14 protein-coding genes are annotated in these 19,308 nt (G+C 37.2%); 5 read left to right on the top strand and 9 right to left on the bottom strand.

From position 1 onward, the window contains the following. Positions 1-281: 281 nt before the first annotated feature. Positions 282-1,664 (top strand): class II fumarate hydratase, encoded by a 1,383-nt coding sequence (gene fumC, locus FEDK69T_RS01550; RefSeq protein ID WP_023572380.1) that lies wholly within the window; start codon positions 282-284, stop codon positions 1,662-1,664. On the opposite strand, the gene corA is transcribed toward fumC, so the two are convergent. Both corA and FEDK69T_RS01540 read right to left on the bottom strand, forming a co-directional pair. Next, positions 1,661-2,743: a magnesium/cobalt transporter CorA gene (gene corA / locus FEDK69T_RS01545; RefSeq protein ID WP_023572379.1), complete on the bottom strand. Its 1,083-nt coding sequence runs from the start codon at positions 2,741-2,743 to the stop codon at positions 1,661-1,663. The two genes, fumC and corA, sit on opposite strands and share 4 nt — an antisense overlap. Before the next feature lie 107 nt (positions 2,744-2,850). Then, complete coding sequence (locus tag FEDK69T_RS01540; RefSeq protein ID WP_035629856.1) at positions 2,851-4,086, bottom strand: OmpA family protein; 1,236 nt, start codon at positions 4,084-4,086, stop codon at positions 2,851-2,853. Positions 4,087-4,278: 192 nt separating this feature from the next. Here FEDK69T_RS01540 and hutI point away from each other — a divergent pair, with 192 nt between their 5' ends. Continuing rightward, positions 4,279-5,514, top strand: coding sequence for an imidazolonepropionase (gene hutI, locus FEDK69T_RS01535; RefSeq protein WP_023572376.1), 1,236 nt, complete (start codon positions 4,279-4,281; stop codon positions 5,512-5,514). A gap of 57 nt (positions 5,515-5,571) precedes the next feature. On the opposite strand, the gene FEDK69T_RS01530 is transcribed toward hutI, so the two are convergent. Further along, positions 5,572-6,447, bottom strand: coding sequence for a hypothetical protein (locus FEDK69T_RS01530; RefSeq protein ID WP_023572375.1), 876 nt, complete (start codon positions 6,445-6,447; stop codon positions 5,572-5,574). Positions 6,448-6,555: 108 nt separating this feature from the next. On the opposite strand from FEDK69T_RS01530, the gene FEDK69T_RS01525 reads away from it, so the two are divergent. The 3 genes from FEDK69T_RS01525 (at position 6,556) to FEDK69T_RS01515 (ending at position 9,686) form a co-directional block, all read left to right on the top strand. After that, entirely contained in the window at positions 6,556-7,590 is a 1,035-nt protein-coding gene (locus FEDK69T_RS01525; RefSeq protein ID WP_023572374.1) for a formimidoylglutamase, read from the top strand. A 61-nt stretch (positions 7,591-7,651) separates the two neighbouring features. Next, the gene (locus tag FEDK69T_RS01520; RefSeq protein WP_023572373.1) at positions 7,652-8,920 is read left to right on the top strand and encodes a DEAD/DEAH box helicase; all 1,269 of its coding nucleotides are present in this window, start codon (positions 7,652-7,654) and stop codon (positions 8,918-8,920) included. A gap of 16 nt (positions 8,921-8,936) precedes the next feature. Next, complete coding sequence (locus FEDK69T_RS01515; protein ID WP_023572372.1) at positions 8,937-9,686, top strand: phosphatase PAP2 family protein; 750 nt, start codon at positions 8,937-8,939, stop codon at positions 9,684-9,686. Between the two features lie 123 nt (positions 9,687-9,809). On the opposite strand, the gene FEDK69T_RS01510 is transcribed toward FEDK69T_RS01515, so the two are convergent. The 6 genes from FEDK69T_RS01510 to FEDK69T_RS01485 form a co-directional block, all read right to left on the bottom strand. Beyond that, complete coding sequence (locus FEDK69T_RS01510) at positions 9,810-12,038, bottom strand: response regulator (protein WP_023572371.1); 2,229 nt, start codon at positions 12,036-12,038, stop codon at positions 9,810-9,812. 118 nt (positions 12,039-12,156) lie between these two features. Next, on the bottom strand, positions 12,157-13,848 hold the full coding sequence (gene ettA, locus FEDK69T_RS01505; RefSeq protein ID WP_023572370.1) for an energy-dependent translational throttle protein EttA: 1,692 nt from the start codon (positions 13,846-13,848) through the stop codon (positions 12,157-12,159). Between the two features lie 183 nt (positions 13,849-14,031). Further along, positions 14,032-15,258: a DUF481 domain-containing protein gene (locus tag FEDK69T_RS01500; protein WP_035629858.1), complete on the bottom strand. Its 1,227-nt coding sequence runs from the start codon at positions 15,256-15,258 to the stop codon at positions 14,032-14,034. A 77-nt stretch (positions 15,259-15,335) separates the two neighbouring features. Continuing rightward, positions 15,336-16,373, bottom strand: coding sequence for a glutaminase A (gene glsA, locus FEDK69T_RS01495; RefSeq protein ID WP_035629859.1), 1,038 nt, complete (start codon positions 16,371-16,373; stop codon positions 15,336-15,338). Positions 16,374-16,437: 64 nt separating this feature from the next. Then, on the bottom strand, positions 16,438-17,754 hold the full coding sequence (locus FEDK69T_RS01490; protein ID WP_023572367.1) for an OprO/OprP family phosphate-selective porin: 1,317 nt from the start codon (positions 17,752-17,754) through the stop codon (positions 16,438-16,440). Positions 17,755-17,799: 45 nt separating this feature from the next. Next, positions 17,800-19,200, bottom strand: coding sequence for an aspartate ammonia-lyase (locus FEDK69T_RS01485; protein WP_035629928.1), 1,401 nt, complete (start codon positions 19,198-19,200; stop codon positions 17,800-17,802). Positions 19,201-19,308 lie beyond the last annotated feature (108 nt).

Below are 19,308 nucleotides of genomic sequence, written 5' to 3'. Positions count from 1 at the left end.
TTATTTCTCTTCTCTTTAATTTGCTCGAAAATTGCTCCTCCTACCCAGTAAAACACGAAGTTTACTAAGAATAGCATAAGCCAAAATCCTGTCAAAAAGATTCCTAAGAAAAGTAAAAAGCCTAAATACTGTTTAAATTCAAACATGTTTTCCGGAATTTTATGAATTCGCGTCAAATATACGTGTAAAATTAAGGCTGGACAATACTTCTCTTAAATTTATTTTAACAATACTTATTAAACGATTGATATTCACTAAATTTAGGTAAAAATTTACATATCATGGACTTCCGAATAGAAAAAGACACTATGGGTGAGGTACGCGTTCCTTCAGAGAAATACTGGGGTGCACAAACCGAACGATCAAGAAATAATTTTAAAATTGGTAAACCAGCTTCCATGCCAAAAGAAATTATTGAGGCTTTCGCCTACCTCAAAAAAGCGGCAGCTTACACTAATTGTGATTTAGGCGTCTTGCCTATCGAAAAGCGCGATGCTATTGCTCAAGTATGCGATGAAATTCTGTCCGGCAAACTCAACGATAATTTTCCTCTAGTGATTTGGCAAACCGGTTCAGGTACACAAAGCAACATGAACGTAAATGAAGTCATTGCCAACAGGGCTCAGGTTTTGTCTGGTAAAAAAATCGGCAAAGAATCTTTTATCAAAGCCAATGACGATGTAAACAAATCACAATCCTCTAACGATACTTTCCCAACGGCGATGCATATTGCTGCCTATAAAGTTATCGTTGAAACCACTATACCAGGAATAGAACAGTTACGTGATACGCTAAAATCCAAATCGGAAGAATTTATAAATGTTGTCAAAATTGGCCGAACACATTTAATGGACGCTACCCCCCTAACCCTTGGACAGGAACTTTCAGGTTATGTATCTCAATTAAATCACGGATTAAAAGCGCTAAAAAACACACTTTCCCATCTATCCGAATTGGCTTTGGGCGGAACTGCTGTCGGAACCGGCTTAAACGCTCCTGAAAATTACGATGTAAAAGTCGCCGAATACATTTCAAAATTCTCGGGATTACCTCTAAAAACTGCCGAAAACAAGTTTGAAGCACTCGCCGCACATGATGCCATGGTAGAAACACACGGAGCCCTAAAACAGCTTGCGGTTTCATTAAACAAAATCGCCAATGACATTCGAATGATGGCTTCGGGTCCACGTTCCGGAATCGGAGAAATTCATATTCCTGAAAATGAACCGGGATCTTCCATCATGCCAGGAAAAGTAAATCCGACGCAATGCGAAGCTTTAACGATGGTTTGTGCTCAGGTTATGGGAAATGACGTTGCCATTACAATTGGTGCGACCCAAGGCCATTATGAACTTAATGTTTTCAAGCCATTAATAGCTGCCAATTTTTTGGAATCGGCCAGATTACTTGGAGACGCATGCGTTTCATTTAACGAGCATTGTGCCGTTGGTATCGAACCGAATTATGCAAGAATCAAAGAACTGGTTGACAACTCACTAATGTTGGTTACCGCTTTAAATACAAAAATAGGCTATTACAAAGCTGCGGAAATTGCCCAAACAGCTCATAAAAACGGTACAACCCTAAAAGAAGAAGCTGCTCGCTTAGGCTATGTTTCTGCTGAAGATTTTGACGAATGGGTAAAACCGGAGGATATGGTTTAAAACCATCTTTTCTTCTTGAAATAAAACACCATCCCTACAACAATCAACAACATGAAAAATAACACTAAAAAATAGCCGTTTTGCCAGCGCAACTCAGGCATGTAATCGAAATTCATTCCGTATACCCCAACAATGAAGGTTAATGGTATGAACACCACCGAAACCACGGTCAGTGTTTTCATGATCTCATTCATTCGCTGGCTCTGCGCCGAAAAATGAAAATGAGAAGCACTGTCCAACGAATTCAAATCGTAATCAATCTGTTCGAGAAGCTCGAGACATTTTTGATGCAAACGCGCGAAAAAGGTATAATTAGCTACTTCAATTCCGTCATAATCCGTATCGTCCTTAAAACTTTTCAGGCTAAACAAGGCATCCCTTAGCGGAACAATAGACCTTTTCAGGAAATTAAGATTCTCACGGTTATTTTCTATTCGTATCAAAACATCCTGACGATGATTTGTTTTAGATTCAACCATCAGCGCTTCAATACGGTCTTCATAATTTTCAATGGTGATATAGAAGTTTTCCATGACTGCATCCAATAATAGATACAAAAGGTAATCGTTTTTCTTTTTGCATACTATTCCGGAATTGGTTCTGATACGCTCGCGGATATGTGTAAAAAAGTCACTCTTTTTTTCCTGAAAAGAAACCAAAAGATTTTCCTTAAGGATAAAACTGATTTGTTCTACACGGACACTGTATAAGTCTTCTTCCGGCAAAATCGATTTAATACTGAAGAACAAGGTATCATTAAGTTCTTCCATTTTTGTACGACGCGTGGTGTTCAGAATATCACCGATTATATAGGGTTCCACCTGCAGGAGATTACCAACATTTTTTATCAGTTCTAAATCATGCAAACCGTGTATATTTAACCACTTAACATCATTTACCTGACGTTTATCTTTAAGCTCATCGTCTACCTTCTTTAACTGTACTTTCTGGTATTCTTCATAGCGATTTTCATCATAAACAAACAACTGCATTTCCACAGGATGTGTTCTGTGAACACCTGTATATTCGTAAAAATTGGGTTGTGTTTTGCGCCCTTTTTTGTATTTAATTTTTCGCACGTAATGAAATCTTTTAATTTACTTCTAAATTACATTATTTTTTCAAATAAAAAGGCTGTCAAGTATTTCCTGACAACCTTTTAATCTATTATATATATTTAGTTAATTTATTTTTTTGTTACCCGAATGGAGATACGTCGGTTTTGTGCTCTTCCTTCTTCAGTATCGTTGGAAGCTACAGGATGCTGTTCTCCATAACCCTCAGCAGTCATTCTGGATGCCGGAACACCTAATTTGACAAGTTCAGCCATTACTGATTTGGCTCTCTCATCAGATAATTTCAAATTAAGAGCCGGATCGCCAACATTATCGGTATATCCTCCCAGTTTTATTTCCACCGTCGGATAGGCTTTTAGAATTTCAGCTATATTTTTAAGTTGCTCCTGAGATTCAGGACGTAAAGTAGATTTTCCAGTATCAAACAACAATCTGTCGAAGTTGAACCAAGTAGTTTTGTCTACCACTTTAGTTTTATCTTCTATCCATTTAACCAATTGGTTTTCGATACCTAATTCCGGTGCATTGAGTTCAACACCATTTTGAAGTTTAATTTTCAGGAATTCTCCCAAAGAAACTGCTGCATCTTTCACTTCAGTTGCTGCATCTTTTATATCTTCACCTAAAGAGTCCATATTAACTTTTACGGAATCAGTTACTTCTTCCATTTTTTCTTCCGTTTTTTCTTTATTACATCCTTTTGTAAGCAAATACAACAATACGATTCCGCCTCCTATAAGAAGCAGCGCCAATAACCATTTTGGAAATCCACCTCCTCTATCATCGTCTTTAACCGGTCGGACAGTATCGCTGACATCTTCCCTGTAATTGCCTGCAAAACCTAGTAGCGAACCCAACCCGGCAGGGGCAACCGATAAAATATTATTTCTTTCTGATGACAATAAATTTGTTACATCTGATGAAGACATCCCGGACTTACCAAAATATCCCAAAATCAGTGGTCCGAGCATAGTCAAAAGAGAACCAGCAGAAGAACTCTTTATTCCTCCGGAGTTTGCAATTAAATCGGTTATTGAGGATTGTTTTCCATCAAAAAGCAAACTAAGCAATTTAGAGCCAATTTCACTCGCTTTTCCGCCAGAAAGTATTGGAGGTAAGTTTAGCAAAACATTACCTGAACTTTTAGTTTCTGTAACCAAATTCATGATACCGTTCATGAAACCAGAATCATTCGATTTGTTCACAAATCCACTTAATAAAGTCGGAAGAGCCACAGATACCGATTTCGATACTCCGCCTTCTGATTCTCCAAGAATTCCACTCGCTTGAGATATTACATCCGGTGTAACATACTCTTTTAACTGATTTAATAAATTTGATGTCATATTTTTTTATTTAATATTTTCTATAAATAGCACCACAAAATTATATACTAATCATTGATTGTCAGTTAATTGCGATTTTTTATACACAAAAGAACCAATAATATCGTTGAAATTGAAATACCAATATTTTTTCAATCTAAAAGACAAATGAAATAACTTACTTTAATCCTTATTTTTACAAAAAAAATATTCATGAAAATATTGATCAAAAATATAAAAGAACTATTACAGGTTCGGGAAAGCAATATCAACAAAGTTTCTGGTGCCGAAATGGCGGTTTTGCCAAAAATTGAAAATGCTTTTTTACTAATTGAAAACAACCTGATTGCCGATTTCGGAACGATGCGCAACTGTCCAGACGGTAATTTTGACAAAACTATCGACGCTACCGGGAAAGCAGTGTTACCGACATGGGTTGACAGTCATACTCATATTGTTTACGCTGGTAATCGCGTACAGGAATTTGTCGACCGCATTAACGGATTGAGTTATGAAGAAATTGCCAATCGCGGTGGAGGGATTTTAAACTCAGCTAAGAAACTTAATGCTACTTCAGAAGACGAAATTTACAACCAGTCGAAATTACGCCTGGAAGAAGTCATGCAACAGGGAACCGGCGCCGTGGAGATTAAATCCGGTTACGGTTTAACAGTTGAAGGAGAATTGAAAATGCTTAGGGTTATCAAAAGGCTTTCAGAAAACTATCCGATAAAAATCAAGTCTACTTTTCTTGGAGCACATGCTTTTCCGATGGAATACAAAGAAAATCACTCAGCTTACATTAATTTGATTATCAACGAAATGCTTCCAAAAATTGCAAAAGAAAGTTTAGCCGATTATATCGATGCTTTCCTGGAGACAGGCTATTTCTCAATAGAAGAAACCGAACGGATTATGGAAGCCGGAAAACAATTTGGACTAAGAGCAAAAATCCATGTAAATCAGTTTACAGCAATCGACGGAATTAAAGCCTGCGTAAAACATGATGCTTTATCGGTCGATCATTTGGAAATTGTAACCGACGACGATATCATAGCTTTAAAAGACAGCAAAACCATGCCGGTTGCCTTACCAAGCTGTTCTTACTTTATAAGTATTCCTTATACTCCGGCAAGAAGAATGATTTCGGCTGGACTACCATTAGCATTGGCGTCCGATTTCAATCCGGGAACAACTCCTTCAGGAAATATGAATTTTGTGGTAGCAACAGCTTGCATTAAAATGAAAATGACTCCAGAAGAAGCAATTAATGCAGCAACTATAAATGGCGCCTATGCCATGGGAATTTCCGAAACACATGGAAGTATTACCAAAGGAAAATCTGCTAGTATTATAATCACCAAACCGCTTACCTCCTATTATCAGCTGCCGTATGCGTTTGGAACCAATCTGATTGAACAGGTTATCATAGAAGGAAAATTGATATAATAAAAAAAAGTCCCTAACTCAAAGAAAGGGACTTTTTTATTTTTTTATAGTAATTTACTATCTTAAAGTAAAGCTCGTTTTAGAAACCAATTCTCCTTTATCAAAGATATTTACATAGAAAGTACCTCCTTCAATATCTTTAACCGGTAAATCTTGTGATACCTGAACCGTTTTGTTTTCGTATTTAACTGTTTTCTCAAAACTGTAAGTTAACGTTTTTTCTCCGAAAGATTCTGTCTTTTTCTCTCCTAAAACATTATTCTTGCTGTCAATAACCTGAATATGGTATGTTTTATCACCGGATTTAGCAATCTGATTCTCTGCAATCATGAAACTGATTTTTAAAACATCCGCTCTGCTGGCTTTATCTGTATCGATCTGTTTTCCAGAACTTCTTTGTTTCACGGCTGTAGTCTGAAGATTTAAAACAGAAAGTTTTGAACCTCTTTCCACCGTTTTAGCCAAGTTGTCGTTTTTAGCAACTAAAGTATCCCGTACTTTTCGAGTATCTTCCAATACAACCTGGGTACTGTCACGCTGAGTGGCAAGCACTGTATTTTGTTTTTTCAATTCATCGTTTTCTTTCATTAAGTTGTCCATTTCACGTTTTAAGCGTGCATAACTATCCTTAAATTTTCTCAACGAAGCTACATCGCCCTGGGATTTTTCCAGTTCAGCTTTTAATTGTACTAATTTTTCTCTTTCTGCTGCCAGCTCATCAGAAAGCTCTGTATTTGCAGCGATTGCTTCATCATATTTTGCAATGGAAGCCTGCAATTCTTCGCTCAACTTTTCTTTTTCTGACATCATTTTATTTTCAGAGGTCTGATTATCAGTACTCATTTTATACATATACCCCAAACTCCCCAATAACAATAGTACTAGAACAACGATAATAGCTTTTAAGCTTGAATTACTTTTTTGATTTTCCATAGTTAATTAGATTTTCTTCAAATTTAATTTTTTTTTTTTTTAAACCTAATTCCTAAACGATAGTTTTGGATAAAATAGTATTTTTGGAAGCATCATTTTAGCTTTTTTATGGAGAAACTCATCCGTTTTACAGTAAGTGATCTGACAAAAATCACCAATCATAGAAATACAGAAATCAAGTTTGGAGAACGGATTCAAACTGTTCCGAAAGAAATGGACATCATTGAATTTCTAAAAACAAGTCCTGCAGAATTTGTTCTTTTAGGAATTCCCGAAGATATCGGAGTACGGGCTAATTTAGGGCGCCAGGGAACAGCTTCGGCTTGGGAAAGCGCAGTAAAAAGCCTTGTAAACATTCAAAACAATAAATTCTGCAAAGGAAGCCGGGTTATTCTTCTTGGTACGCTCAACGTTAAGGAAGAAATGGAAGCTGCAGCTAATCTGGACATTACCAATAAAGACGATAAAAAAGTTTTTTTTAAACTTATTGATAAAATCGATAAAGAAGTATCGCATATCATCTGTCAGATTGTCAAAGCAGGAAAAAACCCGATTGTAATCGGTGGCGGACATAATAATGCCTACGGTAATATTAAAGGCTTAGCTTTGGCAAAAGGAAAGCCGGTAAATGCTATTAATTTTGATGCTCATACTGATTTCAGAGCATTGGAAGGAAGACATAGCGGAAACGGATTCTCCTATGCTTACGAAGAAGGTTTCCTGAAGAAGTATTTCATTTTCGGTTTACATGAAAGCTACACTTCCAAGAGTATTCTCGAAAGTATCAAAAGAACGGAAGACAAAATCAAATTCAATACTTATGAAGAAATAGCTGTTCGAAAAGAAAAAAACTTCGAAACAGAAATGGAATTGGGCCAAAAACATATTGGCAGTGAACCTTTCGGTATTGAAATCGATTTGGATGCCGTACCAAACATTCCGAGCAGCGCCATGACATTGAGTGGTTTTTCGGTTGAGCAACTGCGACAGTTTCTGCATTACTTCGGACAAAATCCCAATGCTTCATACCTGCACATTTGTGAAGGCGCTCCCGACTTGGATTTTGACAAAAACAACCACCTTGTGGGTAAATTAATCGCTTATCTTATAACTGATTTCATGAAAGCCAAATCGGATAAATAACAATCTCGAAATTTTAGAGTATTTTTGCAAACGATAGTCACTAAACACTATCGTTTTTTTTATGCTTTTTAACGAACTCGATTTATTCAAAAATATACAACAGGCCATTACAGAAGAAGGATACACTAATCCGACACCTATTCAGGAAAAATCCATTCCGATTATCCTTGACGGATCTGATTTGGTAGGCTGCGCACAAACAGGAACCGGAAAAACAGCGGCTTTTGCTATTCCGATCCTAAATTTATTACACCGAATTGTAGGTTCCCCTACAAAAGCGAAACGCATCCGTACACTTGTGGTTACCCCAACAAGAGAATTGGCTATACAAGTAGGAGAAAGTTTTGATACCTACGGAAAGTACACAAACGTAAAAACGTTAGTGATTTTTGGCGGGGTAAATCAGGTGCCACAGGTAAATGAGTTAAAAAATGGTGTTGATGTTTTGGTTGCTACTCCAGGAAGACTATTGGATCTCCATAAACAGGGCTTTATCGATTTAGATCATTTGCATCATTTGGTATTAGATGAAGCAGATTTGATGCTCGATATGGGTTTCATCAACGATGTTAGAAAAATCATCAAATTAACTCCAGATAATCGTCAGACCTTATTATTTTCCGCAACTATGCCTTTTGCTATCCGTGAATTGGCAGATACTTTTTTAACAAAACCCGAATATGTTTCGGTAACACCTGTTTCAAGTACGGCAGAAAAAGTAAACCAAAAGATCTATTTCGTCGATAAAGAAGACAAACGAAAACTTCTTTATCACATAATCGAAGAACAAAAACTGGAAAATGTTTTGGTTTTCGTAAGAACCAAACACGGTGCTGACAATGTAGTGAAAGCATTAAAAAAGCAAAACATTCACGCAGAAGCTATTCACGGTGACAAATCACAATCGGCCAGACAGCGTGTTTTAGACGGTTTTAAAAACAAGGAAATTTCTGTTTTGGTTGCTACCGATATTGCTGCGCGAGGAATTGACATTGAACTACTTCCCTATGTTATCAATTTCGATTTGCCAAATATTCCAGAAACTTATGTACACAGAATAGGCCGTACCGGTAGAGCCGGAAACACAGGATTAGCCATCTCTTTCTGCGGAAAAGATGAAAAAACCTATTGGCAGGATATTGAAAAACTTACACGACAACAAGTAAAAGTGGTTACAGATCATCCTTTCCCTTGGAAGGAACAGGAAATCAATCCAAACGCAAAACCTGATTTCAGAAATAAAAAGAAACCACAGGACTCGAATAAAAAAGAAAGTTCTAATTCGCGAAAATCGGAAGCATCCAAGAAAAAGAAAAAACGCTGGTACTAACAGCTATTAATCATCTATGTTTCAGAAAAATTCCATATTGTTTTTTCTGCTGTTTTTTTGTTCTGTAGGAGCTCAAAATACCGTACAGAAAGATTCGATAGCAAAAAGCAATCTGAAATTCAATTATAAACAATTAATAATTCCGAGTATTCTAATCGGATATGGCATTGTTGGTTTTGATAATCCTGAATTACTTGGATTCAATGAACAGGTAAAAACGGAGGTTAATGAACATATTGATGAAAAGGTCTCTTTAGACGATTTTACACAACACGTTCCGGCTGTGTCAGTTTACGTTATAAACAATCTTGGCATAGACGGAAAAAATAACCTTAAAGACAGAAGTATCATTTTGGGGACATCTTACCTCTTGATGGCAACAACCGTCACCGGTTTGAAACATATTACCCACGTCGAACGTCCTGATGGCGGACAAAATTCCTTCCCATCCGGTCACACAGCAACCGCTTTTGCCGGAGCCGAGTTTTTGTTTCAGGAATACAAGGATGTTTCGATTTGGTATGGTATTTCAGGTTATTTAGTTGCTACAGGAACCGGTATCTTTCGTATGCTAAACGATCGGCATTGGCTGACAGACGTTGCTGCCGGAGCCGGAATCGGGATTTTGAGCACCAAAGTCGCCTATTGGATTTTCCCGTATACCAACAAATTATTTACTAAGAATAATAAAAATAGTAAATCTGTAGGTATACTGCCGTTTTATAATGGCAACCAAACCGGACTTGGAGTACTTTTAAAGTTTTAAATAATCACAGTTCACGAAATCATTTAATTCTTGCATTGCAATTGCAAACACAGTTATCATTGTAAAATCCAAAAAAGGCTCCTTAAAATTAACAAGTCTTTTTTTTCAAACTACTTTCCGATTCTAATTAAGTTTCGTCTTTAAAATCTCGTCTTTTTTTTCAGAAAGATGCTTGATCATTCTATATAAATGATTCGGATCAAAAGGTTTTACGATTACTTCATTCATTTTAGAAGCCACTATCTGCTCCATAATTTCCTGTTTATCGAAAGCGGTTACAGCTATTATAGGAGTATTAATTCCCATTTTTCTGATAAGCTTTGATGTGTCAAAACCATTAATTTTAGGCATATTGATATCCATCAGAATAACATCAAAAGTATTGTTTTCCAATATCTTGATCGCTTCATAACCGTCATCAACGATAACGCTTTCAAAATGGCGAATATCCAATATTTTCTTCGTCACAATTTGGTTGATCTTGTTATCTTCAACAACCAAAACTTTATAAGTATGCTCTTCTGAGAAATCAACTTCAAGATTTTTGAGTAAGTCATTGCGATGATTTTCATCCGTATCAAAACCAATTGTAAAAATCATCTGTGTACCTAGATTCTCTTCGCTCTCACAATGAATTTCACTTCCAAACAAGGAAATCAATTGCTTAACGATGGACAATCCCAAACCGGTTCCCTGATAATCGTCTTCTTTTCGTTCGATCTGAACAAATTTTTCAAATATTTTTTTCTGATGCTCTTTTGCAATTCCGATTCCGTCATCTATCACTTTGAAGGTAATGAAACAGTATGAGGCCTCGTAACGTTCAAACTTCGCACAGATTTTCACCTCACCATCTTTAGTAAATTTCAGCGAGTTACTCACTAAATTCATGAAAATCTGTGATAAGCGCACTTTATCTGTAATAATAAATTCCGGGATTGAATCGTCTACTTCCAATAGCAACTGATTATTGTTTTTTACAGCTAAGAATTGTAGGCTGTCTACGATTGAATTCAATTCGTCGGAAAGATTAAATATAGAATTCTCCAGAACTATTTTTTTCTCTTCAATTTTATAAACCTGTAGAATATCATTTACTAGCGACAGTAAGTACTTGGCAGAAAACTTTAAGGATTTAAGATAGGTGCTGTTTTTAAGTTCTCTGTGCTCATCAGCAATCATGTCGGTAATTCCAACCACTCCGTATAAAGGAGTTCGGAGTTCATGAGTAATTGTCGAAATAAATTGAGACTTTAACAACGAAGCTTCTTCTGCCTGTTCTTTGGCAATCATAAGTTCTTCATTGGCCACTTTTAACTTCTTATTCGTTTTCTTTCTTAGTTGATTGTTTTTATAAAGCGTGTATACCAATAACAAAAGAATGAAAAAGATGAATATAAACATTACGACTATTAATCGCGTATGCTGCAACCTGGTCGTCTGCACAAGTTTTTCATTCTCTATTTTATCTATTTCTCTTTTATATTCGTCTAATTCAATATGAGAGCCGGCTACTTTTACTTCATCGGCACGTGCTTCATTATAAATTTTTTCTTCTAAAGCATTGTGCTTTTCTAAATACAGGTACGCATTCTCGTAATCCTTTATTTTCAGATAATACTTGGATATGTCTCCGTACAACTCCGCCACATTGGTTTCAAGAATTTCAACATCGTTGGTTTGGCAAACCTTTAGTGCTTCCTTGAAGGAAGACTCCGCTTTTTCATATTCATTTTTAAAAGTGAAATAGGATCCGTACATTGAATTCATCGCCAAGGTCGATTCCATTATGTTCAACTTCTTAACAAACGGTTCAGCAAGTTTTAAATAGGGAAATCCTGAAACATAATCCTCATTGGCAAAATAAGCCGAGGCAATATTCAGGTTCGTAAACATAATTTCGGTTGAATCCTTTATTTTTTGTTTATAGAAAAGAGCTCTCTTATAAGAAGCTATTCCTTTATCAAAATTGATTTTTCTGTAACAGTATAAATTCCCGAGATTATTGTGCAACCATCCTTTTAAGGAATCATTTGTTGTAAGATTGGCGAATTTTAATCCCTTATAATAATAACCAGCGGCTTTACCGTAATCTGAAAACTCTTCAAAGTTCAATCCTATCAGATTATAGGATTTGGCCACCAACTGATTATCTTCAATTTTACTGGCTTCATTTAATGCCTTTTTCGCATACAATAATGATTTTCCATTTTCAAGATTATTAAAATGCTCTCTGGATTTTGATAAAAGATCTAAAATATTTTTAGGGCTAACTGATTCAGATTGAGCAAGCGCCCCCTGAAAAGCCAGCAGAATAAACAGAAGTGAGAATTTTAATATGTTTTTGCTCATCAAAAATTTCAAAGTGTTAATTTAATAAACAAAAACCAAATATCATATATAAAAAATCAAAAAATATTTAAAAAATGTTGTAAAAAAAGCGACCTAAAAAGGTCGCTTTTAAATTTCTTTATCCTCTGATAAGCTTTTTGTACTTAATTCGGGTTGGAGCAACATCTCCTAAACGTTTTTTACGGTTTTCTTCATATTCGGAGAAACCACCTTCAAAAAAGTACACTTGAGAATCACCTTCAAATGCCAAAATGTGAGTACAGATTCGGTCTAAGAACCAACGGTCGTGGGAAATAACCACAGCACAACCTGCAAAATTCTCCAAACCTTCCTCTAAAGCACGAAGCGTGTTGATATCCAAGTCATTCGTTGGTTCATCCAACAACAACACGTTTCCTTCTTCTTTTAGCGTCATGGCTAAGTGTAAGCGGTTACGTTCTCCTCCTGAAAGCGTAGACACTTTTTTATTCTGTTCGCTTCCTCCGAAATTAAAACGTGACAGATAAGCTCTTGAATTTACCTGACGGCCTCCCATCATGATCAATTCCTGACCATCACAGAAGTTTTCCCAAATGGATTTGTTCGGGTCAATATTTGCATGCGACTGATCTACATAAGCAATTTTCACTGTTTCACCAGTGTGGAATTCCCCACTGTCCGGTTGCAATTCATCCATGATCATTTTGAAGATCGTTGTTTTACCTGCACCATTCGGACCTATAATACCAACAATACCTGCTTGCGGCAAAGTGAAGTTCAAATTATCATATAACAATTTGTCTCCGTATCCTTTTGCAACGTTTTTCGCGTCGATAACATTTGTTCCTAAACGCGGTCCGTTCGGGATGTATAATTCTAATTTTTCGTCAAGTTCTTTTTGATCTTCGTTTAACAACTTATCATAGTTCTGTAAACGTGCTTTTTGTTTTGTCTGACGTCCTTTCGCTCCCTGACGAACCCAGTCCAACTCACGCTCTAAAGTCTTACGGCGTTTTGAAGCTGTTTTTTCTTCAAGCTCCATACGTTTTGATTTTTGCTCTAACCAAGAAGAATAGTTTCCTTTCCATGGAATACCTTCACCTCTGTCTAACTCCAAAATCCAACCCGCAACGTTATCAAGGAAATAACGGTCGTGCGTTACAGCAATTACAGTTCCTGCATATTGTGACAAGTGTTGCTCTAACCACAATACTGACTCAGCGTCCAAGTGGTTGGTAGGCTCATCCAATAATAGAACGTCCGGTTGTTGTAATAGTAAACGGCATAAAGCTACGCGACGCTTCTCTCCTCCTGACAACACGCTGATTGGCGTATCGGCATCCGGAGTACGTAAAGCATCCATTGCGATTTCCAGTTTAGTATCGATCTCCCAAGCGCCTGCCGCATCGATTTTATCCTGCAATTCGGCCTGACGATCCATTAATTTCTGCATCTTATCGGCATCCTCATACACTTCCGGAAGTCCGAACATATCATTAATTTTATTGAACTCGTCCAAAATTGCCATTGTTCCGGCAACTCCTTCACGAACAACATCAATAACCGTTTTGGTTTCATCTAAATGGGGCTCCTGCTCTAAATAACCAACCGTATAATTTGGTGCAAATACCACATCTCCCTGATAGTTTTTATCTACACCTGCAATAATTTTCAATAATGATGATTTACCTGAACCGTTTAAACCAAGGATACCGATTTTAGCTCCGTAGAAAAAACTTAAGTAAATATCTTTTAAAACCTGCTTATTCGTGCTTGAGTAAGTCTTACTTACTTTCGACATCGAAAATATCACTTTCTTATCGTCTGACATACTTTACTATTTATGTTTATTGTTTGTTTTTGAACTGATTATGTATCCTAAAAAAAGATACCGACAAATATAGGGTTAAATAAAAGAATTTAAAAGATGATTTTGCAATTCTGTAATTGCATTTTCAGAGTAGTAAAATCAAAAAAATCAAGAAATAAAATTCGGAAGAAGTTCTACAGTTTTCTATTTCAGTTCCAATAAAAAAGACAGTTCTGTACCGCTATCCTCTTTTGTGTTTTTTCCGACTATGTTTTTATTGTCGTAATTATAATAAAAGGAGAATTGTATTTTGAAATCGTTGAATATTTCCCAAGTAAGATCGGCGCTCAGGTCAAAACGGTATCTGTCTTTTTCAGTGAGTCCGACATAAGAACCCGCTTTTAATGTCGAGGAAAGATTTGGGCTTATAAAACTGTACACCGTATGTTGCAGCGTTACAGGCCATTCACTGTTTGCAACAAACTTATCTGAATTTATATTGTCTTCAAAATTTTGCAAAAAACCTGTGAACAACAACAGCCTTTGACGTTCCGTAATTATGAGATTATTTCCTATCCCGAAACCAAACGATAGTTTTGCATCGATACCCAGTTCGTCATTCCTGTTAAACGCATTGGCCTGATAAAGCACCCATTTTCTGTATAACGAATAAAACTCCTGAAGATTTTCCTGTATCCTCACCGAATAATCAGAACTTTCCGTTGAAGTTGCCATATATGAGAAATTATTAACGAACCGCCATCGTGAAATAACGTAAAAAAGGTTACTTTCCGCGCTAATACGTAGTACTTCAGAAGACTTTGTATAACTCACCCCTGCTCCTATATCGCCCTTAAATCCCTCATACCATTTTTCTTCAAGAGGAAAAATTCTTAAAATTTCTTCAAACTTAATTGTTGTTCCTTTCGGCACACTTTTTTTTAGCTCGGCTGTTGCGCTGGACTCGGCTGTTACACTTGATTCGATTATTTCATCTGGTCCTGTTAAAACAATTATTTCTCCCATCATATCAGATTTGGCTATTTTCCCGATGAAAATTTCGCCGTAAATATTTTCCACTTTATATATTTTACTTCCGCCGTCAATGGAAAATATTTTGTACCATTTTATGGAAACAACACCGGGCCCCTGTGCATCAAAACTTAATCTCCCCTGTTGGAACGATAAAATTTTACCGGTTAACCTGTCGCCGTTTATCAGGTGTAAAATATCGGGTGTAAAAGCCTCTTTTCTGACTTTTTTTTCACTTTCGGAAAGCGTGGTATCTACTTCTACTTCTAAAACTTTCTGTACTGTATCGTGTTCTACGGAAGGAATGGAATCTGTTTTCTTTTTTTCAGGGATTTGGGCATACAAAAACAATGGAAAGACCAGCAATAAGACCATCAATGTTTTTGAATAACTAAACATCCCTTTTTAATTAAAAACTTAAACACAAAATAAAACCTGCTGGTTTCCAAATACGCAACAGGCCAGATACGATTAAATTATTTAGGCTGAATTAAATATGGATTAGCCTTTAGCTTTTCAACCACATATTTAATTACCAATTGGGATTTCAAACTATTACCTGCGGCATCCAAAGGCGGAGAAACCACTCCGATACCGAATTTACCCGGACAGACCGCTATAATACCTCCCCCAACACCGCTTTTTGCCGGTAATCCGGAATTGTAAAACCAAATTCCCGAATCATCATAAAGTCCGGCCGTTGCCATAACCGGAAGCGTGTACATTACCGTTTCGGGCGATACCACTTTCTTTTTGGTGACAGGGTTAACTCCGCCATTCGCTAAAGTGGCCGACATTACAGCCAGATCTTTTGCGCTTACATTAAGGGCGCATTGCTTCGTGTAAATATCGGTTGACTGAATCGGGTCGAAATACAACCTACCATAAGAAAAAAGCAAATGGGCGATTGCCTGATTTCTCAGATTATCGCTGGCTTCGCTGATATACACAGGCTTGTTAAGTGATAAAGTCCGGCCTGCAAATTCACTTTGTTTAGCCAATATGCTTTCCCATTTGGCAACAGAATCATTGCCTTTAACCATACTTGTCGCTGCAATGGCTCCCGGATTTACCAATGGATTAATTTCCTGTCCTTTGTGCTCTTCTACTGCAACGATTGAATTAAACCGCATACCGGTTGCATCCACTCCAATTTTATCCTGAATGGCCTGATGACCGTCCTCCTCGATAATCTGAGCCATAACAAAAGCCTTGCTTATGCTTTGAATGGACACCATAGAATTATAATCACCAATAGTATATACTTTTCCATCAGTAGTTACCAGGGCAATCCCAAAAATATTCGGATCAACATTGGCTAATTCTTTAATATAGTCAGCGTTCTTACCTTCTTTTACGTCTTTAAATTTTGAGTATGCTTCTTTCAGTACAGCCTCTATATTTTCTTTAGACATCACATTGGCAGTTTTTTCTTTTGATTGACCGTAAATCAAAGCAGTAATCAACAACAACGATAAAGACATTATCCTTTTTCTAAAATAGCTTTTTTTCATGATAATGTATTTATTTTAAGTCATCAAGTTGAATCGATGTATATAGTGCAATGCTTCAAATCTGTTATAGCATAAATAAGATTCGGCTTTGAAAAAAATTGGTAACCCCTTCCTGATTATATCTATCCAAAACACCATAACCATAAGTAAAATAAAGGCGTATGTTATCTGAAAGATACCAATTGACATTTGGTGTGACTCTCCAGAACTTACCTCCGGTTAAAGTACCATCATCAAGGTCAAGACTTGAATAACGAAGTGTAAATTCAAATGCCCCGTATCCTCCATCGAAAACTGATTTTTTTACTTTAACGAAGCCAAATATCCCTGTACTGGCAAAATAAGGCCTGGTTTGAGCATTGATTGTATATGCCATAAATGCTTCACCTCCGTAAAATATAGGATTTCCTGTTTCAGATGAATTCATCATGTGGGCATTAACCTCTGACCCAAACAAAAATGGACCATTGCGATAATAAAATTCACCCCCGACATGATTGGAACTGTAAACCGAAAACTTCCCGGTATCAATAAAATATGGGGCCGGATCAGCTTCTGGTTTGGATCTCACCTGCAGTTCACCGTTTTTAACTTTTCCATACCGGTAGTTGACTCCTATATGCATCATAGGCTTTGTTGCATCTGTATAGATAGGCAGGTAAGCTACTCTTGAGGCAAATTGCCATTGGTATTTTGAAAAGCTCTGCCCTTCGGACAGCCAATCCGTATAAGCACCAATGTTCCAGTTAATACGCTGTTTGGGAAGAAATCCGAGGTACTTTATACCATCACCAAGGATTGGGATGATATCAATTGCCATAGCTCTTTCCAAAAACCATGTGGAATATCCAACTTTCACCTTGCTTAGCGAATATCCTTCTTTTGTTCTGCCTACAAAAATATGTCCGGATATCTCGGGAAATTTTACCATGACTCCGGTTTCCCTCATATACCAGGTTTTTTGATTCCCATCATGCATAACACCAACTTTCCAAGTTATTTCCCTTTTGGTTTTTAATTTACCTGACGCTGTAACCCTGGCATCCCTTACTTTAAAAACAGGAGAAAGCTCTACCTGATCTTTGCTTACGTCATCCTGACTGTATGTTGCAAATTCATATAAAAAACCTCCCCCAAATCTCAATGTGGTTAACGAGTTTTCAAACTCGTTAAAATGTTCATACTTCTTTTTGACTTCCAAACTATCTGCTTCCTTCTCACGAAAAACTTCTCCTTGAGTACCATCCGGAACAGGCGCTTTTGGCTCAACTTGCGCATAAGAAACAAACCCTGTTACCACAAAAAGCAGTGATAACAAGGTTTTTTTTATCCTAATCGATAGTTTTGGTTGGCTTTCGCCTTCAACTACATTTGATTTCATTGGGACTTATTTTATTTCCGGATTTCTCCGAAAAAGATTCCACAATTATTTTTTCTGTTGTCCGGTCATTGCTGCCGGATCTAACAATTTCTTAATCTGATCTTCGGTAAGCAATTTCTTTTCTCGGATCAATTCAAGGATCCCCTTATCTTTCTCAAGGGCTTCTTTGGCCAATTCGGTTGTTTTTTCATAACCAAGAACCGGATTTAGAGCCGTAACAATTCCTACGCTTCGTTCGATGTATTTTTGCATCACTTTTTCGTTGGCAGTGATTCCGTCAATACAATTTTTACGGAATAACGGCATTGATTTATAAAATAACGCCTGAGATTCCATAATTGCCACGGCAACAACCGGTTCGTAAGCATTCAGCTGCAAAAGTCCGTCCTGTGATGCGAATGTAACAGTTACATCATTACCTATCGCTTTAAAACAGATCTGGTTCATCAATTCCGGCATTACCGGATTTACTTTTCCAGGCATGATAGACGATCCGGGCTGAAGAGCCGGCAAATTGATCTCGAAAATACCTGTTCGCGGACCAGTTGCAAGGAAGATTAAATCACTGCTGATTTTAGATAAGGTAACAGCTAAATTTTTTATTGAAGAAGAATACATCACAAAGGCCTGCATACTGCTTGTTGCAGCAATAAGGTCTTTGGATGTATGAATCGGTTTTCCTGTGATTTTAGCAAGTTGTGCCGAACATTTTTCAGCATAACCCGGAGTAGCTGTCAGTCCTGTACCGATAGCCGTTGCTCCCATATTCACTTCATACAGGTAGGCTTCCGACTTACGCATTGCATCAATGGCGGCATCAAGCTGATAACCGAAGGCGTGAAACTCCTGCCCTAATGTCATTGGCACGGCATCCTGCCCTTCCGTACGCCCCATCTTTAACAGATGATTAAACTGATCTCCTTTTTTATGGAAAGACTGCGCTAACAGTTGAGCTTCCTTCATAACTTTATCATTATGCAGAATCAAAGCGATATGTATAGCAGTTGGGTACACATCATTGGTGGACTGTCCCATGTTTAAATCGTCATGAGGTTCGATGTACTGATACTCCCCTTTCTTTTTCCCCATCATTTCAAGGGCAATATTTGCCAGTACTTCATTGGCATTCATATTAGCCGAAGTTCCTGCACCTCCCTGATACAAATCGGTTAAAAACTGGTCGTGATATTTACCATCCATAACTGCCTGACAGGCTTTTTCTATGGCCGCAAGTCGGTCTTTTTTCATTCGGCCCACTTCACCGTTAGCTCTGGCAGCTGCCAGCTTTACTATGGCATAGGCTTTCACATAGTCGGGATAAAAATTAGTTTTAACTCCGCTAACCTGGAAGTTTTCCAAAGCTCTCAGCGTTTGAACTCCATAGTAAGCATCAGCGGGTATTTGCTTTTCACCTAACAAATCTTTTTCTGTTCGGACTTGAGCAATTGAATATTGTGATGAAGCAATCATCAGCAACATAAGAGGAATATATTTTACTTTTCTCATGACTTTTTATTTTACCCGGAAATAATTTTAAAAATCTTTCCGACAGTT

Origin of the sequence: Flavobacterium enshiense DK69 (genome assembly GCF_000498495.1) — a bacterium.
In the GTDB taxonomy this organism is placed as follows: domain Bacteria; phylum Bacteroidota; class Bacteroidia; order Flavobacteriales; family Flavobacteriaceae; genus Flavobacterium; species Flavobacterium enshiense.
The sequence above is the reverse complement of the archived record's forward strand: the minus strand, read 5'-3'. Positions and strand labels throughout refer to the sequence as shown.

Excerpts from the sequence above, each read along its gene's own strand:
- fumC (WP_023572380.1), top strand. The coding sequence starts at position 282 with ATGGACTTCCGAATAGAAAAAGACACTATGGGTGAGGTACGCGTTCCT.
- FEDK69T_RS01540 (WP_035629856.1), bottom strand. The coding sequence starts at position 4,086 with ATGACATCAAATTTATTAAATCAGTTAAAAGAGTATGTTACACCGGAT.
- hutI (WP_023572376.1), top strand. The coding sequence starts at position 4,279 with ATGAAAATATTGATCAAAAATATAAAAGAACTATTACAGGTTCGGGAA.
- FEDK69T_RS01530 (WP_023572375.1), bottom strand. The coding sequence starts at position 6,447 with ATGGAAAATCAAAAAAGTAATTCAAGCTTAAAAGCTATTATCGTTGTT.
- FEDK69T_RS01525 (WP_023572374.1), top strand. The coding sequence starts at position 6,556 with ATGGAGAAACTCATCCGTTTTACAGTAAGTGATCTGACAAAAATCACC.
- FEDK69T_RS01520 (WP_023572373.1), top strand. The coding sequence starts at position 7,652 with ATGCTTTTTAACGAACTCGATTTATTCAAAAATATACAACAGGCCATT.
- FEDK69T_RS01515 (WP_023572372.1), top strand. The coding sequence starts at position 8,937 with ATGTTTCAGAAAAATTCCATATTGTTTTTTCTGCTGTTTTTTTGTTCT.
- FEDK69T_RS01510 (WP_023572371.1), bottom strand. The coding sequence starts at position 12,038 with ATGAGCAAAAACATATTAAAATTCTCACTTCTGTTTATTCTGCTGGCT.
- ettA (WP_023572370.1), bottom strand. The coding sequence starts at position 13,848 with ATGTCAGACGATAAGAAAGTGATATTTTCGATGTCGAAAGTAAGTAAG.
- FEDK69T_RS01500 (WP_035629858.1), bottom strand. The coding sequence starts at position 15,258 with ATGTTTAGTTATTCAAAAACATTGATGGTCTTATTGCTGGTCTTTCCA.
- glsA (WP_035629859.1), bottom strand. The coding sequence starts at position 16,373 with ATGAAAAAAAGCTATTTTAGAAAAAGGATAATGTCTTTATCGTTGTTG.
- FEDK69T_RS01490 (WP_023572367.1), bottom strand. The coding sequence starts at position 17,754 with ATGAAATCAAATGTAGTTGAAGGCGAAAGCCAACCAAAACTATCGATT.